The sequence below is a fragment of the Nonomuraea insulae genome (genome assembly GCF_042656245.1).
Genome location: NZ_JBHSPA010000020.1, coordinates 1 through 15,727 on the forward strand (window position 1 = coordinate 1; position 15,727 = coordinate 15,727).

Sequence of the window (15,727 nt, forward strand, 5' to 3'; positions counted from 1 at the left end):
CGGCGGACTGACTACACGCACGCCAGACAACCTCGCAACGTGAGCAAGCATCACGGGTCGCCAAAAAGAGCAGCGTGGAAGCACGAGCGTACTCGCTTCAAGTGTATTTGTCCACGCGAAAACAGACCCATCCAGCCGGTCGCATTTTCAGGATTACGCACGCTGCGACGCTTGTCAAGCTTCCAAATTGCGTCGGTCCTTCGCGCCGGTCAGCGGTGGAGGCTGGCCAGGAGGGGAGGCTCAGCAGCAGGTTGAGTGCCGGGAGCGGTCCGCTGGGGAACTGCTGGAGTAGACCGCCTGCACCGAGTTCTATCAGGACGAAGTCAAGCTCATCGACGAACCCCGCCACCTGTTTGCGCGAGTCATCGTCGCCCGACATGAAGATCACTCGTCGGCCCCTCAGGTGACGGGGATCGGCGGCGATCAGGTGAGGCGGCAGCGCATGTTGAGCGCCTTGACGGTGTGAACGGTCGGCGCGAGACCTCCGACACCGGCCGCCGAGGGGGTGCCGCGGAGCGGTGTCGGGCAGAATCCACGCACGATCGCGTTGGTGCCGTGGCGGGCACGTGGCAACGCCGGTAGACGACCAGCGACCCGCCTCGCTCCAGGTGCATCAGTCCTCCGGGATCGTGTACATCGTGTGCGCCGCCTCCAGCCACGCCGCGTCGATCTCCCGGCCGGTCAAACGACCTATGAGGACCAGGGCGGACGTGATGCTCTCCGAGGTTTCTGCTGCGTCGTCCCCGTGCCGCCAGTTGTCACCAAGCCGGAACCGCAGCCCGGCGGCGTGCGAGTCGAGGTAATTCGGCTCCCACCCGCTTCGCGACTCCGGGTCGGTGATGGCGAACTGCGTCATCAGTCTGCCGCCCACGGAGTACTTGACGGAGCCGGCGCCGCTCATGCTCCAGCCCATACCGATCGCCCGCGCCCCCTCGGCGGACAGCATGGCCATGGAGGTGTTGCTCATGCACTCCCCATCACCGATCAGGAGTGTCCAGCCGCCCGCTCTGCCGACCAGGATGACGCGTTCGTCGTAGCCGCCGTACATCGTGATGCTGGTGTTGTCGCGGAAGCTGCCGCGGAATGCCGAGCTCAGGTCCGCGTTCAACCGGCCGGCCACCTCCTGCGGGCTCAGGCCTTCGCACCATACGGCGCAAAAGGCCGGGATGGGCAGCAGATCCTCCACGTCGCCATAGGAGCAAATAAGGTCATAGAGGCATGTCGGGGATGTCATGGATCCTCTGGTGCGACAGAAGAAGGACGGCTGCCCAGCCGGAGCCGGGCGTTGGTGGCGGGCGCTGATGACCCGGATAGCCCAAAGCTAGGGTTGACCTGCGGAACGCCGCTAAGATCATGCCGCATATGCTGCAGACCACAGCAGCCCGCGTATCCGGTGGCAAGCCGACCCGGAGCGCAGGGCCGCCAGGCCCGAGCACCGGAAGTGGCGCGGCAGCTTGAAGGACACCCACAATAGGAGTGGTGGAGTGCATCCTGACTCTCCCCTCTGCGGCATGGGCTTGCACATAAACCGCCCGTGCTCGATCCTATGAGCGTGTCCCTTGAGACGATCACGTATATCGGAAACTTGATGGGGGTGTTCCTAGCCCTTACGATTGGGGTACGTCTCGGATATGTTCTCGCGAATCGCGGCACTAGGCGAGATATCGAGCTAATTGACCGTCACTTCGAGAGTGGTCTGCAGTCAGCTCGACAACAACATGAGCTTCAGCTTGGGGCGGATCGACAGAGACAATTCCGAGAAGAGCTCAAAGCAGCGTATGATGCCCTGGGTATCTGGCTATATGATCTTGAACGTACTTTTGACGAGCTCTACTGGGGCACAAGAACAGAGGACGATCGCGCAAGAAATAAAGCGCGTATGATTCTGGATAAAGGGCCATGGGAAGTAGTGAGAGCTCCGGTCGCGCTCACATCTGCCGAACTCTATTGGAGTGGCGAGGTTCGTCGCCTTATACGGATGCTACAAGGTGCATATATAGACCTCGACGCACGGGTCCGTGTGCGACTGCCCATCGAAGGCGATCAGGGAGGTCAGGGTAAAAGCTGGAGGCCGGATCTAGAGCAGTGGGATGCAAAAGAGAAACTGCTCGAAATCATTGGCGAGATTCGCGATCAGATGAGATCAGATTTGAGTGCTTAGCAAGCTCGCTTTATTGAGTCGCCCTATGGATTTCAAACGCGATGGTTTCGGCTATCCTTGCGACCCATCCACCCAAAGCGCCTTTTAGGGTTCTGCGGTGGAACCTCGACATATAGTGGCGATGCAACGACAAGGCGACGAATCCAATGTCGAGGATTATCAATGTCCATCAGTACGGTTGCATACCCGCGCAATCGGGAGCGTGATCGCGGTGGGTAGTCTCGCGATGTCCAACCGAATACCGCTTGCGCTGCAGCTTCCCGTTCCCTATCGGTGCCTTTGTGGGGAACTATCTCGGTGAGAAACTCGGGAACTACATGTATGCCCTCGGACTCTCGTCGCTCAAGCTCATTTATCAGGTTGTATAGCCATCCCGTATCTGATCCCATACGACCATTAGGGTTGGCTTGCGTTAATAGGTGTCGCACTGACCCGCAAAGCATCAGTCCTATTCCGGGCATGCCATCCATGTAGCTGCCCACGGTTGCTTCGCCGACAAAAAGTGCGATATCCTCAGGCGGGCGGCCACTGTCTTCATGAACCGCAGCATGCGCCATCGACAGGTCAAACTTGATCCACTGGTTGGGCGTTAGGCCCTTCGTTGTAAATTCCTGCGGACTATGAAGTTTGTCAATTTTCTTAATTCCTTTGGCAAGTGCGGCTCGGCTTGCCTGTCCTTCTGTAGTCGTAGTTCTGGCATGAGTTGCTGACCATTCAAGAATTGGAGCCACGGGCGGCAGTTTTATGCCTCCACGCATCTCAGCGTTGGCAGCTACGCTGGGTATGCCGAGCCTTCCGTGCAACTTTTGGCTCGACAAATATATGAGCTCGCTCACGGTTGCACCTTAGCGCGTGGGCGGCGCAGGCCGCGACCGGCCGTAGAGCCGCAGCGCGGCCGGCGGTCGCCCGACGCGCGCCAGGCCGCCGCAGGCGGGCTGGCCTTGAAACCGTGGAGAAAAGTCTCATCCAGTCGATCTAGCCTGCCCCTGAGCTGCTGTTATGTGCCAGATCTCTGCAGCGGGCGTCGCGGTTGATGCTTAACGCTACTGGCTCGGACCGGCTCAGCCGATGTGCGGACTGCCGCCATGGAGGTAGTGACTGATCCTGAGGCGCATGGAGTCGTGCATGCTGTTGCCGACCTCGTGCCGCGGTACCCAGCGAACTTCTCGGGATTCGCTGCTCGGCGTCGGCTCCCCACCGACGAGCCGGGCCGTGATGACGAGGGAGAACTCCTGCCGGACCTCGTCGTTGCTCGTGTAGTGGATGACATGGCCGGGGTCGCTGTAGGTGCCGACCAGGCCTGTGATCTCGCAACGGATCCCGGTCTCTTCGAGAGTCTCCCTGACGGCTGCCTGAGGAATGGACTCGCCGAGATCGATGGCGCCGCCGGGTAGGGCCCAGTTGTCGTTGTCGGAGCGGCGGATGAGCAGCAGTTCGCCGGCCTCGTTGGTGACCACGACGTTCACGGACGGGACGAGGCTGTTGGCGGTAGGCGCGCTCGGGTCGTTGTGGTAGTCGATCCGCTGGCTCACGTGCCGGGAGCCTACCCCGCTGAGGGGCTGTCGTTGAGACGCTCGGTGTCCCTGCTCTACCCGGCCTCGTCGCTGGTCTTAACGAAGCTGCCCAGGTTAGGGACGGTGTAGACCTTGTCGGCATCTCTGAGGCGTTCCATCGCCTTGCGTATGGTTGGGCGGGCGACTCCGAACTCTTCCATGAGCTTGACCTCGGAGATCTTGAACTTGGGACCCCACTCACCCGAGTCGATGCGCTCGATCAGGACTTCGAGGATTTGCTCCCACCGCGAGCGGTCCTCATCGAACTCCCAAGTGCGCGTGTGCTCGACATATCTGGCCACGCTATGAGACTAGGAGGGCGTTTCACGGCCCTTCACGCCGGATCGTGAAGCTTCATGGAATTCCATGGAGTAGACAGGGGCTTACAGGATTGCTAGCTTGGAGGCATGGCGTTGGTGAGCGACGGTCCAGGGCCCCTCCGGGTGGGGCTTCGCAGGTGCGCTCCGGCTGGCCGCCCCGTGAGGGCGCACCATGCGGCTGGAGATGGCTCCTCGCTCACCAACGTCGGTTCATCGATCGCGGTCTTTACGAGCCCAGCCGGCGCCATGTCGGCGATCGCGCACTATGAAGGACGGTGAGCCCCTGTGGCAGAGGATGACGACTTTCACGGCTTGCACCCCGCCTCGCCTCGTCCGGACGCGGTGCCGGTGAGGTGGTACCCCGTGGAGCGGCGCCCGGATCGGGCCCGGGTCCGGGCCCACACCTGCGAGTGCCTGTCTCTGGTCTTCGAGCAGTGCATGGCCGGCGGGCAGGGGTTCATTCGACGCTACGACCGGTCCGTGTTCCCCTGGGGCATCGCAGAGAGCCCGCGCGTGCGGGTCGTCGATGCCCTGGCGCTGTGGCGACAGCTCATGAGCGGGGAAGCGAGGTAACGACGCACAGACCCGCGAGCCATGCACACGTAGCGTCACTTTCTGTATCTGATCAGTGACGAGCGTTTCCGCAGGTCGAAGGCCGACCTGCGGTTTCGCGTGCCCTGCGACTGGCAGTTTTTCTGCCAGTGGCGCAGGCCATCCGCCTTATCGTCGAAGCAAGCGACGGCGAGAGGGAGGGCTCGGACGTGGCAACAGAGTACGTGACGCAGGGCCAGCGGATCGCGAGGGCTCGTTCACCGCAAGGGGTGGGATCAAGCCACCCTCGCTGAGAAGGTCGGCCGTTCCGTCTCCTGGTTGTCGAAGGTGGAGAACGGTCGGTTGCCCCTGGACCGGATGAGCGTGGTCGGCAGCTCGGTGTGGAGGTAGCCGAGCTCACGGGTCAGCCGTACCAGCACGAGACGACGGAGCTCGACTCCGGCCACGCGGCGGTGCCGGGACTGCGGCTCGCGCTTCAGCAAGCCTCACGCCCAGCGGAGTCCTACTGCGGGCGACCAGGGAACCGCGGCGGCTGCAGGAGCTTGAGGCGAATGTCCGCCTCGCCGAGCAGCTCCGCCAGGACGCCAAGTTCACTGCGCTGGGGGAGATGTTGCCCAGCATCCTTACCGATCTCATCGCCAAGACCACGACTCATCCGACGAACGCGATCGGGCCGAAGCGTTGATGCTGCGGGCCTGCCACATGGCACGGGTGTCGTCCAACCTGCTGGGACATCACGACCTCGGCTGGACCGCCGTGCAGCATGAGCTGGTCGCCTCAGCGAGTGAGCGCCCTGACCTGGTGGCTGCGGCAAGCTGGGATCTGTGCGGGGTCTGGCTGCACGAGGCACAGCTCGACCCGCCAAGGACGCGGCGCTATCGGCGCTCGAGTTCCAGTTCTCCGAATCCAAGCTAATTAGCTTGTCTCTACGCGTCTATTTGGCTGCGTCCTGCGCTAGGTCGCTTTAGGGGTGCATTGATGTATTTCGCCATACCGGTCGCGCGCTATGCGGAGCAACGCGATCAGGTCTGTGACCACGTTCCGGTCCTTTCCCACCTCCGAGAAGTCGATGCCCATCCAGGGCCGTTCGTCGCCGCATCGGAACAGCATGAAGGCGACGTAAGGGCCTGTCCTGGGCTCGCCTTCGGTGTAGGCAACCAACCCCTTTCCGAGGTCAGGTGGCAGGTCGGCCAGACGACGGCGACCGAAGTTCTCGTGAGCGAGATCAAGCGCCTCGTCGCCACCACGGATGGACCAGTTGAGGGAGAAGCGGGTGTACTCATTCCTCAGCAAGCATCCACCATGGGTGGTCGGCACGCCATCTTTGCTCTCCTCCAGCGGTATGGACAAGCCGCTGATCAGACGCACTGCCTGCTGCGGGATGACATCACACCAGTAAGGACCTGAGTCACTCACCGGGCGTGGGTCCGCCGTCGCCGTCGCCAGGGGCGGAGGTGGAGGCTCATTCTGCTTGCTACAGCCAGATGTCAACGTTAGTGCGAGCAGAGCGCCTAGGATGGTGGACAGAGTGCGTTTGGCCATATCAGGATTCCCGCTTGATGCCAAGGTTCTCATGAACATCCACGCCGGCGCTGTTGTCCATCGCCTCTTTCACGGTTTGTAAATCGCTCTCGATCTTGGAGTGCCAGCGTGCCCATTTGATGAATTGATCGAACATGGCCGGATCCGCCATGATCTCGTCGAGCGGCTTAAGAGTAGGAGGCTGACCGTCTGTGGCGAAGGATTTTCCTTTGAGATCCGCTCGGGCCTCGTCGCTCCACTGACCGTGTGCGATCCTGGCGCTGAGCATCATCGTCTTGATCATTGACATGGTCATCGTACGATCAGTGCTCGCCTGTTGCATCGCAGATCCTGTGGTCATGCCGTCCTGCAGCATCCGGTCGACCAATAACGCAGAGATTTTCTCAAACACCATCGGTGTGAGTTTCTCATTCGCTTTCTCTCCGAAGAATCCGAAGCGGGTCGCGAACTTCCCCGCAGGCCCGGTCAACTCGCTCAGCACACTGTTTATCAGGCCTTTCATTTCCTCTTTGACCTGCTCATCACTCTTGGCTTGCGCCAGCAAGTACAGCCTCCGGGTTTCGAGGATGTGCCCCATGAAGCGTGCCTCCGGAATGAGAACTTCCTTGATCTGCTCCCCGCCGTCCCGCCGGTAGGATTCCTGGATCATGCTCAGCATTCGTTGGGCCTCGGCCTCTACCAATGCTTTCGTGGCAGCTGCGTCGGTTCCCGCGAAGGTCAGCAGCCGATCCATATCAGCGTGTTCGATGCCTGTCAGCTTTGGCTTGTCTTCATCGAAAACGCCGAAAACTTCATCGATGTGCGCGGCCATAACCGATCCGATCGGCCCAGCCAAGAACGATAGCCGCTCCAACTTCTCCTTGTCTGTGATCTGGAGCTTGCCGTCGCTCCCAGGTCCGAAGACGCCGTCGAGTTCGTCTTTGAGGATGATGAGCGCCTCGTTCGCATATTTGAGCGACTCCTTGTCCTTGCCGCTCAGCGCTGTCCGCAGCAGCGCCGCGAACGGGGCTTGGTTCCCCGTTTTGTTGAAGCCGTCCAGCCGGTCGGTGAGCAGGTACGCCATGATGGTCTTGTTCCAGCCCTTCGGGGTGTGGAAAAGCAATGCCTGTGCCGCCGGCAGTGAATACTGTGCCGCCTGAGCCAGGTCATCGATGACGCTCGCTTTGATCGGTTCTCCCGGCTGGCCCATGCGCGGCCCACCTGGCTGCATGGAGTCGCTGATCCCGAGCACTGTGGCCAGGTCCATGCTGTTGGCGTAGGGAGATCGCGAGTCGGACAGCTCCTTCTGATGCACGATGGCGTCTCTGCCGACCACTTCCATGAACCGCTTGGAGAAGGGCGGCTTGCCGTCGCTGGCTCTCCAGATCAAGGCTTGCGCCTGGTAGCCGACGTAGGTCACTTCGAGCGCCTTGTGCTCCGCCCGTCCTTCCTTGACCAGCTGATCCAGGAAAGCCTCTCCCATGAAGGCCTCGTCTTTGGGATTGGTGCCCTTCGCCAGTGCGGTGGCCAGCAGTTTCATGACCTGCTGGACGTTCTTCACCTGCTGCGGATCACGTTTCGAGGTGACATTCGCGCGAACCTGAAGGCCCAGTGCGGCCGGAAGTTCGGTGATGCCCTTGGCTCCCAGTTTGGCGAGGAAGGTCTTGATGAATTCCTGATCGTTGACCCTGCCCGCGTACTTCTGGAGCTCCGCCATGGCCTTCGAGTCGCCGCGGCCGGCGGCGATCGCCGCCTTGGCAGCCAGCGCGCCGTCGAGTTGTCCTTGGGCTTGGCGGAGCGAGTCCGGCACCGCGATGAGGGATCCCGTCGCTACGGACGCTCCGAGGGTGATCTTGTGGCGCTCTATCTCGCGGACGATGCGCTGCCGTTTGCGAAGGTCTTCGGCTTCCTGACCGACCTGTGCGGCGAGTCTTCTGATCCGTTCCGCAGGGGTGGTGTCGAGTCCTGCGCTGGTGAGCTCCCCATATAACAGGGAGGCTAGCTCTTCCATCTGCATGGCGGCTGCCGTGTGGCGGGTGACGAGAGTGTCGAACTCCGGCAGCTTGACTCCGCTGAAGCTCATTTCGCCCTCGCCAGCTCGTCCTTGGCCATGGTGACGGTCTGGGTGAGCATCGCATGCAGTTCTCGCTGGCAGTTGTGCACCGATTGGCCGAAGCGGTTGCCGGTGGGGCCCACCCATGCGTCGGCTTCCGTGAGCTGACAGGAGGCATGCAGGGTCCACCAGTTGTCGTCGGACAGCTTCTGGATGCGTAACATCGCTGCCTGCATTGCCTCGCGATCAAGACCAGGCATGCCGATCTCCTCGTACCGCTGTCAAGGGCCCCAACCGACGATAACCCCGTACGAGTCGAATGCCCCTGGAACCAACTTTCTCGCGATTCCTCCCCAATGCATTGACCCAAATGGCGGAGTCCTTGCGTACAAGTAGGAATCGCTATGCAGGTGAGCGCGTGAACGGCTTCGAGTCCGACCAGCCCTGCCCATCGCTTGGCTTGATGAGGCAGATGCCCCTGAAGGAGAGGTTGTCGCCACGGCGGCCACGCCGCCGTTCTTCGATGGGCGTGTGCAACTCGTTGGCCGGGGTGTCAGGCGGCAGTCGTACGCTGTCTCGGGATATGTCGGGGGGCGCACGACTTCGAACCGGTCGGCATAGGCTCACCGTCGTGCCTGAGCCGATCATGCGTCCCACCGCCCGCATTCTTCTCATCGACGAACGTGACCGGATCTTCCTCTTCCAAGGCAGAGGACCGACCAAGAACCCGGCCCTGGCGTGGTTTACTCCGGGCGGCGGGGTTCACACGGGAGAGGACCTGGCGGTGGCTGCTGCCCGCGAACTCCGCGAAGAGACCGGCCTGCACGTCGAACCGGAGGTCTTCGGCTCGGTGGTCGCGGTCAGCGGGGGCCACTGGATCGGGCAGGACGACACCATCTACTACGCCACAGATCACTACTTCCTGCTGCGCGTCGAGGCAGTGAGCGTGGACATCTCGGCGATGGAAGAGCTCGAACGTTCCCTGCTGGTGACCTACCGCTGGTGGAGCGTGGAAGAGCTGCGGGCCACGACGGACAAGCAGATCCCACGTGTCCTTCCCGATCTGCTCGAATCACTGCTCACTGGCCACCTGCCGGCCGAGCCGTACATCATTCCCTGGGATCATCCTGAGCCGGTCTCCTTCGTCGCCTCTCGAGTGATCGTCGTCGACGCCGAAGACCGCGTGCTGCTCTATCGTGCGCTGCGGCTGGCAAGAAGCGGTGGGTTCGCTTGGTTCACTCCCGGCGGTCGTCTCGAGTTCGGTGAGACGCCCGCTGCCGCAGCGGCCAGGGAACTGCAGGAAGAGATCGGCTACTGCATCGAGCCCGCCGTACTCGGCCCGGCGGTGGCGCTCAGTGCCGGGATCTGGGTTCGCGACGACGGACTCTTGGTGCGTTCGGAACACCACTTCTTCTTCCACCGAGTCCTCACACTGGAGGTCGATACCTCGGGCATGGAGGAGTTCGAACGGTCCAGGCTCAGCTGTTTCCGCTGGTGGGCCTTAGACGAACTCCAGGCCACCGGTGAGCGCATCCTGCCTACCCGCCTTCCCGATCTCCTCGAGCGCCTGCTCGCGGGTGATGTCTCGTCCGAGCCGCTCGTGGTTACCTGGGATCGCTGAGCTGTAACTGGAAACGTGTGGGCGGTTTGGTTTGGCGCTGCTCGCCATGCCGGGCCTCCTCTATGGACGCGAGGAGTCTGAAAGCGAAAACATGTCAAACCCGGTGAGACGTCATGCTACTTGCGTGTTATGCGGTGAGGTGCCGATCCTGAAGGCCCCGGGCGGCTGGTTGATCCACACCTTGGTCGGCAGCGCCGGTGGACAGAGTCGCCGGCCGCGGAACCGTTCCGGATGCGCCTGGCTGACGTGTTCGTGTTGACGCGGGCGACCGACAATGCCTGATTGTGGGAGCACTCCTGTCGGAGCTATGGCTTGTCAGGCCACTTGTCTCGGGGTGCTACGAAGGTGCCTCGTCCCTGAATGGTGATGACCCAGCCTTCCTCGCGCAGGAGTTCCATGGCGCGCCGAACCGAACCGCGAGCGATGCCGTGCTCCTGCTGCAGCGAACTCTCGGATGGTACGAGTTGCCGCTCCTCCAGTTCGCCGGCCTTGATCTTCTTCCTGATGATCTGCGCTATCTGCTCGTAGATCGGCGTCGGGTCAAGCTGGTCGACTGTCACGAACAGCACGTTAGAGACGGGCATGCACGGGCCTTACGCCCGGTACGTGTTAGACGTACTGGACGAGCTGTACGAGTTGAACGTACGCTGCATGGGAATGCGAGCCCGTCACGGCGGTGGAAGAGCTACGGCGGGCCCTTGATCGGACACAGGAGGTTCGACGCATGAGTAGTCCAACCAAGGATGTGCGATGCGAGTCTGGCCTGGTTTCGGAGGTTCAGGCCGTGCTGGAGAAGCACGGCTATCGACTACCGCGGGGAAGTAGCTACGTCCACCAACTCGTCATGGAGCGTGTCGACGTCGCGCTCAAGAATCTCGTCGAGGTCTTCGAGGGGCGGACGGCCTGACATGGCGGAGATCCCCCGACTACCACGGCCCGCATGCCGAGCCTCCGCAAGCTGGCTGCGTCGAGATCAGCTGGTGCAAACCGACTGATCGAGTGCCGCGCATCCGCGTGGTGGCGCACTCTTGCGAGTGCGTGCCGATCCTGTTCGAACTATGTGCCGCCGGTGGGCGAGGATTCGTCCGCCGGACCGATCGCGCCGAAGGCAGCACGTACGAGTCCGCGTGGATGGCGACCACAGTGGCGAGAAGCCTCTACGGTCAGATCCTGCGCGGTGAGGCTCGCTAGCGCGATGTCCACGAACCTTCACTGCTTTGGCTCTGGCTGGACGCCCCAGCCAGAGCGTCTCCTCGAAGCAGCGGATCAAGGAGGAAGCCCAACCTCGGCGGTTAGCGGTTCTGGAGGGTGGCGAGGAAGTCCGACTGGAGGGAGTTCAGGCGGGCGCGGGCCTCGGCCGGGTCCATGGGCAGGGGGTCGGTGTGGTCGATGCCCACCGCGCGTACCTGCTTCTCCATCTGCTCCCGTACGGACAGCTGGGCCGCGCGCAGGGCCGTCACGATGGCTTCGGACAGTTCGTCGGTGCCCATCGTCCGTAGTACGCGCGGGTCGAGCCGGAGGTCGCGGACCAGGCCGTCGGCCTCCACGGTGGCCTTGATCTTTCCGCCCGCCGTCGTGGCCTCGCCGGTGACGTCACGAAGGTTGCGCATCGCCTCGCCCAGTTTCGTCATGGCCTCGTCGGCTTGTCTGCTGATCTTCTCGAGTTCTTCGGGCGTGACGTCGAACATGATGACGAGTCGATCAAGGTCGTCTGCACCGGTTCCCAGTGAACGATGGCATTCCGCCGAACATCGGGTGAACCGAGACGATCAAGGTCTGGTGAGTCGCGAAGATGACCTTCGACGAACCGCATCATGAGGAGCCGCATGTCTTCCCGGGAAGAGACACGTTTCATCACCTCGAACACGATCAACGCGATGAGCGAGCACTACAACGACATCTGGGATGACTTCCTCCTCAGCAAGAAACGTGTCTGGCTTGAGGCCGACCTCGACGAATCCACCTTGGGCACGACCATGTTGCAGATCTTCAAGCCGGCGTACGACAAGGCGTACGAAGGCTGCGTTGATGCGCTGGACTACGGCCGCTTGGCGGCCGAGGAGATGGCCGGCGCGCTGTCCATCTGCGGGCGCAACTGGCGGAGGGCCGAGCAGGCGAGCGAGGTGAAGTACCGGTGATCGCGCCCAGGGAAACCCTCTTTGCGATCCGGCGGCTCAGCGTCTACGCGGGCGTGCCCCTGGTGGGACTTACCCTGCTGGAGAACTTGAACGTAGACGAGGACAAGATCGAGCAGGCCGCCAAGCTCTGGAGAAATGCGGCCAGAGCCCTTGATCGGCCCGTCGGGACGCTCGACGGGCTTCCCGCTGCGGCGCGGAAGGGCTGGATCGCCGATGATCAGCGGGAGTTCTCCCGGGTGACGGGTCAGATGCACACGTCTACCGAAGACCTGCGGGACGCGCTCGACAAAATGGCTGAGACCCTTGAGATCACGGCCTTCGCGTTCCGGGTGTTCGGGAAGGCGATGGCGGGCTTGGGCCTCACGATCGCGGCGGCCTCCACATATGCGCTCACGATGATGATGACGTCGCCTCTCACCGCTCGCGTGTACCTGAGGTATCTGGCGAGTGCCGCGGACAAGGTGCTGACCGGGATGTGCGCTGTGCTGCTCACGTACGTCATGGGGCAGGCGACCGCTCTTGGCGTCGTCGCCGGCCAGGCCGCGCAGCTGGACGACGTGGCGAAAACGGTATTCGATCAAAGCGGTTTTTCGAGGGCGGAGCTGAGCGAGGTGGACTTCTCCTCCGTGGAGATCGACACCAAGAAGTTCCCCACCTTTACGGAGCTGGAGTCCGATCAGAAGGTGCCCGACGATTTCTGGGTCGCCCCCAAGCCCAAGACGTCCTAGCCTGCAGGCGGTGATCGGCGTGGACTGCTGTCGAAGGGTCCGCGCGACCGGCATCTGGTGCCCGTAGGGCCGTTCCAGTACGGTCGCTCTCGGCGAGCGCGAGCGCGAGCCCGTGTGCGTGTGGAGAGGACCGACATGGACGATTCCAGCCGCGGCAGGCGCGTGCCCACCACCGTGGGCCCTGGATCCGCCGATACGACTGCGTGCGGCGATCGCCTTGAGCAAGATCGGTGATTGTCGAGGGATCGATGGATTTGAGGAGCTGACCGCCGCTCCCGCGATCCCGAGCGCGGTTCGGTTGTCGGCGGCCAACGCTCTGGATCGGCGGTCCGACCAGCGTGCCGTACGCGCGTACGCCGCGCTAGCCACCGACGCCGATGACATGGATCGGTTGTACGCGCTGGCTGCTCTGGCCCGCCACGGGTACATCACGCCTCTGCCCGATCTGTTCGGTGCCCTTGCCGCGGAAGGTCTGATCGACGAGATGGCCAGGCAGCGTGCGGAGGAGTGGTTCGCTCGCCTGGACGACTGACCGATGTGAAGTGTCGGCACGAGGCGGTCGCAGTAGTGACGCATCCCACATGACTCCGTCGATGAGACGAAGCGGCGTCGGCGGTCAGCCAGTCCGTAAGCACGAGACGGGACGTACTGATGAGTGACCTGAACAACCTGCTGAAGACCTACGTCGCCGACGGCTCGATCCCTGGGGCCGTGGGCCTGGTGGCCCGCGGCGACCGGACGGAGGTGGCGGCCGTGGGCTCCGCCGCCCTCGACGGCGTTCCGATGGCCAGGGATTCCATCTTCCGCATCGCCTCGATCACCAAGCCCATCACGGCCGCGGCCGTCATGATGCTGGTCGATGACGGCCGGATCGCGCTGGAGGACCCGGTCGGCCGGTGGCTGCCGGAACTCGCCGAACCGAAGGTCGTCCGCACCCCCGCGAGCCCGGTGGACGATGTGGTTCCCGCCGTCCGGCCGATCACCGTGTTCGACCTGCTCAGCTCCCAGGCCGGGTACGGCTTCGCGTCCGACTTCACCTCGCCGGCGATCCAGGCGCTGTCCACCGTGCAGAAGGACGGCCGCGAGCCGCGAAGCTTCCCTGAGCCGGACGTGTGGATGGCCGAACTCGCCAAGATCCCGCTGCTCTACCAGCCGGGCCAGGCGTGGCTGTACGACACCTGCTCCACCCTCCAAGGCGTGCTGATCACCCGGGTCACCGGCCGGTCACTGCTCGACTTCCTGGCCGAGCGGCTGTTCGAACCGCTGAGCATGACCGACACCGCCTTCCACGTCCCGGACAACAAGCGCGACCGGCTCACCAGCTTCTATCGGGCCTCTCCCGGCGGTGGTCTGGACCAGGCCGACGCACCGGACGGGCAGTGGAGCAGCCCGCCGCCCTTCTCCCTGGGCAACGGCGGCCTGGCGGGAACCGTCGACGACTGGCTCGCCTTCGGCCGCATGCTCCTGAACGGCGGCCGCACCTCCGACGGCCGCCAACTCCTGTCAGCCGAGTCGGTACGCCTGATGACCACCGACCACACCACCTCGGCCCAGCGCGAGATCGGCGCGTTGTTCCTGGAGGGCCTGGGCTGGGGGTTCGGCGGCGCGGTGGACATCGCTCGCACCGACCCGTGGAACGTCCCCGGCCGCTACGGCTGGGTCGGCGGCACCGGGACGTCGGCTCACGTCATTCCGCAGACCGGCACCGTGGCCATCCTGTTCACACAGGTGGGGTACGACAGCCCGATCCCGGCCCCATGGATCCGCGATTTCTGGCGGTACGCCGGGGTTTAGTACGTCCCTGCCGTGTTTCGGTGGTACGCCAGATACTGCGGGTCAATGTCGTGACCGGGGACGGTACGCAAGGGCCCTCGCTGCTCGCCGGTGAGCCGGTTGATCACGGTGAGGTCGTCCTTGATGATGGTCGCGCCCTGGTCGAAGAGCACATGGTCGTTCGGGCACAGGCACAGGAGGTTGCCGGGCACGTCGTGGCCGTCGTGCGGTTGGCCGAGCGGGCGGATGTGTGCGCCCTCGGCGTAGGGGCCGCGGGGGAGCAGCAGCTGAATTCCGCAGATCTGGCAGGTGTGATCGTGCAAGGACTTGATCAGCCGTGAGAGCGCGTTGTCCCGGATGATCCGCCTGACCGTGGTCGGGCGGCGCCCCGGGAGAGGCGGCTCAGCGACCGTGGCGCCAAGACCGACGCGGGTGAGCAGCGCGTTCTGGTCCACATCTGGGAAGTACGTGCTCAGGAGGTACGCGATGGCCTGAGACCGTACCTTCTCGTTCTCCGTCATCAGGTCGTACACCCATGCACGGAGACCCGAGACGGGCTGGTTCCGGTTCATCCACCCCAGAGGCGCGCTGCCAGTGGAACGAGGCGGTTCCTGGTGGTCGGGCAGCGTCCATAACCCGAAGTGAGTGAGCTTCAGGACCGGGTACTCGGGGTTGGGCCGGTCGCCGTCCAGGCCGAACTCCGTGATGAGCGCGCTGATCTCGGCCCGGGTGACATTCCAGGGGACGAGGCGTTCTTCTCGGTGAGCGGCTCGGCCGAGGGCCCAGAGCAGGGTGAGCGGCTGGTGCCGCTTGGGCCGGCCGTTCGAGACGGCGGTATCGAGGGTTCGGACCTTGTCGAGGAACGTCTCAGTAGGGGACGCATCCTGGCGCTGGGTGACGAGGAACCCGAGGTGGCCGAGGGTCCTGCCGACCGTCGCGGCTCCTCCGGAGAACTCCGCCGCACGAAGTGCACGCCCGCCGACGCCACGGTGTGCCACGCCGGCGATGGCCTTGGAGTCGTAGCGGTGCCCGTTGTGAATGATGAAGTAGTCGCGTGCCTCGTGGTAGCCGTACCGCTTGAGGAAGGCGTCGCGGCCCAACTGGTCATATTCCTCGATGGTCGTCAGGACCATCCCGCGATCAAGGTCGGATAATGCCATTGGATCACGATATGTCCAGTGACTGACAGTCCATGGGCGCTCAGTACCTGTTCGGCCGTCGAGGGCAATCCAGACGGGCGAGGTCGCTGCTCACACGCCCGCGACCGCGGCTGAGCTGGCCTGGGCTTGGATCGGGTTCGTCCTGGT

At 63.3% G+C, this 15,727-nt stretch carries 17 protein-coding genes and 1 pseudogene; 8 read left to right on the top strand and 10 right to left on the bottom strand.

The features are described 5' to 3' along the window. Positions 1 to 613: 613 nt before the first annotated feature. Complete coding sequence (locus tag ACFPZ3_RS15340; protein ID WP_379514760.1) at positions 614 to 1,234, bottom strand: DUF6461 domain-containing protein; 621 nt, start codon at positions 1,232 to 1,234, stop codon at positions 614 to 616. 318 nt (positions 1,235 to 1,552) lie between these two features. Here ACFPZ3_RS15340 and ACFPZ3_RS15345 point away from each other — a divergent pair, with 318 nt between their 5' ends. Beyond that, complete coding sequence (locus tag ACFPZ3_RS15345) at positions 1,553 to 2,161, top strand: hypothetical protein (RefSeq protein ID WP_379514761.1); 609 nt, start codon at positions 1,553 to 1,555, stop codon at positions 2,159 to 2,161. A gap of 32 nt (positions 2,162 to 2,193) precedes the next feature. Here ACFPZ3_RS15345 and ACFPZ3_RS15350 read toward each other — a convergent pair whose 3' ends face one another. The 3 genes from ACFPZ3_RS15350 to ACFPZ3_RS15360 form a co-directional block, all read right to left on the bottom strand. After that, the gene (locus ACFPZ3_RS15350) at positions 2,194 to 2,997 is read right to left on the bottom strand and encodes an SAVMC3_10250 family protein (RefSeq protein ID WP_379514762.1); all 804 of its coding nucleotides are present in this window, start codon (positions 2,995 to 2,997) and stop codon (positions 2,194 to 2,196) included. A gap of 225 nt (positions 2,998 to 3,222) precedes the next feature. Beyond that, positions 3,223 to 3,693, bottom strand: coding sequence for an NUDIX domain-containing protein (locus tag ACFPZ3_RS15355; protein WP_379514763.1), 471 nt, complete (start codon positions 3,691 to 3,693; stop codon positions 3,223 to 3,225). A 56-nt stretch (positions 3,694 to 3,749) separates the two neighbouring features. After that, on the bottom strand, positions 3,750 to 4,016 hold the full coding sequence (locus ACFPZ3_RS15360; RefSeq protein ID WP_379514764.1) for a winged helix-turn-helix domain-containing protein: 267 nt from the start codon (positions 4,014 to 4,016) through the stop codon (positions 3,750 to 3,752). 876 nt (positions 4,017 to 4,892) lie between these two features. On the opposite strand from ACFPZ3_RS15360, the pseudogene ACFPZ3_RS15365 reads away from it, so the two are divergent. After that, positions 4,893 to 4,976, top strand: a pseudogene (locus tag ACFPZ3_RS15365) (hypothetical protein); the annotation flags it as partial. Between the two features lie 564 nt (positions 4,977 to 5,540). Here ACFPZ3_RS15365 and ACFPZ3_RS15370 read toward each other — a convergent pair. From ACFPZ3_RS15370 to ACFPZ3_RS15380, 3 genes are all read right to left on the bottom strand, one after another. Next, positions 5,541 to 6,002 carry a hypothetical protein gene (locus tag ACFPZ3_RS15370; protein ID WP_379514765.1) on the bottom strand — a complete coding sequence of 154 codons (462 nt, stop codon included), beginning with the start codon at positions 6,000 to 6,002 and terminating at the stop codon, positions 5,541 to 5,543. Between the two features lie 127 nt (positions 6,003 to 6,129). Next, entirely contained in the window at positions 6,130 to 8,190 is a 2,061-nt protein-coding gene (locus tag ACFPZ3_RS15375; protein WP_379514766.1) for a hypothetical protein, read from the bottom strand. Then, positions 8,187 to 8,420, bottom strand: a complete 234-nt coding sequence (locus tag ACFPZ3_RS15380; RefSeq protein WP_379514767.1) for a hypothetical protein — start codon at positions 8,418 to 8,420, stop codon at positions 8,187 to 8,189. The genes ACFPZ3_RS15375 and ACFPZ3_RS15380 overlap by 4 nt, the downstream gene beginning before the upstream one ends. 371 nt (positions 8,421 to 8,791) lie before the next feature. On the opposite strand from ACFPZ3_RS15380, the gene ACFPZ3_RS15385 reads away from it, so the two are divergent. Next, complete coding sequence (locus ACFPZ3_RS15385) at positions 8,792 to 9,781, top strand: NUDIX hydrolase (RefSeq protein ID WP_379514768.1); 990 nt, start codon at positions 8,792 to 8,794, stop codon at positions 9,779 to 9,781. Between the two features lie 305 nt (positions 9,782 to 10,086). Here the strand turns inward: ACFPZ3_RS15385 and ACFPZ3_RS15390 are convergent, their stop codons facing one another. Beyond that, a complete protein-coding gene (locus ACFPZ3_RS15390) occupies positions 10,087 to 10,341 on the bottom strand; it encodes a GntR family transcriptional regulator (RefSeq protein WP_379514769.1) in 255 nt (84 codons plus the stop codon). A gap of 224 nt (positions 10,342 to 10,565) precedes the next feature. On the opposite strand from ACFPZ3_RS15390, the gene ACFPZ3_RS15395 reads away from it, so the two are divergent. Next, positions 10,566 to 10,688, top strand: coding sequence for a hypothetical protein (locus tag ACFPZ3_RS15395; RefSeq protein WP_379514770.1), 123 nt, complete (start codon positions 10,566 to 10,568; stop codon positions 10,686 to 10,688). Positions 10,689 to 11,073: 385 nt separating this feature from the next. Here the strand turns inward: ACFPZ3_RS15395 and ACFPZ3_RS15400 are convergent, their stop codons facing one another. After that, complete coding sequence (locus ACFPZ3_RS15400; protein WP_379514771.1) at positions 11,074 to 11,469, bottom strand: YbaB/EbfC family nucleoid-associated protein; 396 nt, start codon at positions 11,467 to 11,469, stop codon at positions 11,074 to 11,076. A gap of 138 nt (positions 11,470 to 11,607) precedes the next feature. Between ACFPZ3_RS15400 and ACFPZ3_RS15405 the strand changes: the two genes are divergently transcribed. The 4 genes from ACFPZ3_RS15405 to ACFPZ3_RS15420 all read left to right on the top strand — a co-directional run bounded on the left by ACFPZ3_RS15405 (position 11,608) and on the right by ACFPZ3_RS15420 (position 14,441). Next, positions 11,608 to 11,919 (top strand): hypothetical protein, encoded by a 312-nt coding sequence (locus ACFPZ3_RS15405; RefSeq protein ID WP_379514772.1) that lies wholly within the window; start codon positions 11,608 to 11,610, stop codon positions 11,917 to 11,919. Further along, a complete protein-coding gene (locus ACFPZ3_RS15410; protein ID WP_379514773.1) occupies positions 11,916 to 12,647 on the top strand; it encodes a WXG100 family type VII secretion target in 732 nt (243 codons plus the stop codon). Before ACFPZ3_RS15405 ends, ACFPZ3_RS15410 begins: the two co-directional genes overlap by 4 nt. A 217-nt stretch (positions 12,648 to 12,864) precedes the next feature. Next, positions 12,865 to 13,179: a hypothetical protein gene (locus ACFPZ3_RS15415; RefSeq protein WP_379514774.1), complete on the top strand. Its 315-nt coding sequence runs from the start codon at positions 12,865 to 12,867 to the stop codon at positions 13,177 to 13,179. A 119-nt stretch (positions 13,180 to 13,298) separates the two neighbouring features. Continuing rightward, on the top strand, positions 13,299 to 14,441 hold the full coding sequence (locus ACFPZ3_RS15420) for a serine hydrolase domain-containing protein (protein WP_379514775.1): 1,143 nt from the start codon (positions 13,299 to 13,301) through the stop codon (positions 14,439 to 14,441). Here ACFPZ3_RS15420 and ACFPZ3_RS15425 read toward each other — a convergent pair. Further along, positions 14,438 to 15,580: an HNH endonuclease gene (locus ACFPZ3_RS15425; protein WP_379514776.1), complete on the bottom strand. Its 1,143-nt coding sequence runs from the start codon at positions 15,578 to 15,580 to the stop codon at positions 14,438 to 14,440. The genes ACFPZ3_RS15420 and ACFPZ3_RS15425 overlap by 4 nt on opposite strands. Positions 15,581 to 15,727 lie beyond the last annotated feature (147 nt).